Origin of the sequence: Pseudomonas sp. MWU13-2100, assembly GCF_023242365.1 — a bacterium.
Taxonomy (GTDB): Bacteria; Pseudomonadota; Gammaproteobacteria; order Pseudomonadales; family Pseudomonadaceae; genus Aquipseudomonas.
The window spans coordinates 1-1304 of the sequence record NZ_JALLIX010000112.1; the positions used below are offsets into that span (position 1 = coordinate 1).

The window sequence follows — 1304 nt, forward strand, 5'->3', positions numbered from 1 at the left end:
GGGCTTCGAAGGTCGAGCGGCGCGAACCGGGTAGCTTCTTGAAGGGCCTATGGTTGAGGCGATCGAGGAGCACGCTGATCGCCGTGTTGAGTTCGCCCAGCGAGAAGAACTGGCGGTTGCGCAAGGCCGCCAAGATCCAGCGCTCGACCACTTGCACGCCAACTTCGACCTTGGCCTTGTCCCGAGGTTTACGGGCGCGAGCGGGCAGCACGGCGACACCGTAGTGCTCGGCTAGATCGCGGTAACTCGGGTTGATATCTGGCTCGTAGCGATGAGCCTTGGTGACGCCGCTGAGCAGATTGTCCGGCACCAAGATCTGCGATGTGCCGCCAAGAAAAGCGAAGCAGCGGGCGTGTGAGCCCAGCCAATCAGGTAGTTTCTGCGACCAGGTGGCCTCGGCGAAGGTGTAGCTGGAGGCGCCGAGAACGGCAACGAAGATCTGGCTTTGGCGGATCTCTCCGCTCTGCCGGTCGATGACCAGCACGGTCTGGCCAGCGTAATCGACGAACAGCTTTTCGCCGGCGCGGTGCTCCTGGCGCATGACCACATCGACCTTGGCGGCCCAGAGGCGGTAGTGCTCGCAGAACCAGCTGTACTGGAAGCCTTGCGGGTGAGCGAGTCGATACTCTTGCCAAAGCAGGGCCAGAGTTACGCCGGGGCGGCGCAACTCGGCGTGGACATGAGCCCAGTCCGGCGTCGGACGTTGATCGCTTGGTGCAGGCACTGTCGGCGGAAAAAGGCACCGATTCAGTTCAGCATCGGAGAGATTGATGGGCCATTTGAGGCCGCTAGCAGCGAAGCGGCAAAGGTAATCTCCCGCACTCGAATGGCCGATACACAAGCTTTTCGCAATCTTGCGCACGGACAGGCCGACGTCGAACTTTAGGCGCAGTACCTCTCGGATTTTACGCATGGATATACGCTCCACGACGACCTCTTCGCTTCGAGAAAAGAGGCCGATGGTAGTGAATAATCCTGCGTTGCTGCCTGCCTGAAAGTGTCCGGATGGCCGTGGAATCGGTGTCCGGATCAGCGTGGAATCAGTGTCCGGATGTTGGTGGAATGGGTGTCCGGATGGTCATGGAATCCGCAATTAATGTTAGTTTCGAGTCCCCCTCGGGCACCATCTTAAAAAAAGACCTTGAAATTCAAGGTCTTTTTTTCGCCTGCAGAAAAGTGGAAAAGCACCGCGACCCTGTAGGAGCCGGCTTGCTGGCGATGAACGATGACGCGGTGAGCCTGCTCTGCGCCGCCGCCAATCTCGACATCAATCGAAGATCGCCCGGTCCTTAACCGCTCTCCCC

The 1304-nt window shown here is 59.4% G+C and carries 1 protein-coding gene; it reads right to left on the reverse strand.

Annotation, left to right across the window (positions count from 1 at the left end):
* Positions 1-913, reverse strand: a 913-nt coding sequence (gene istA / locus M5B99_RS29555) for an IS21 family transposase (protein WP_248807449.1), incomplete at its 3' end; no start/stop codon positions are given.
* Positions 914-1304 lie beyond the last annotated feature (391 nt).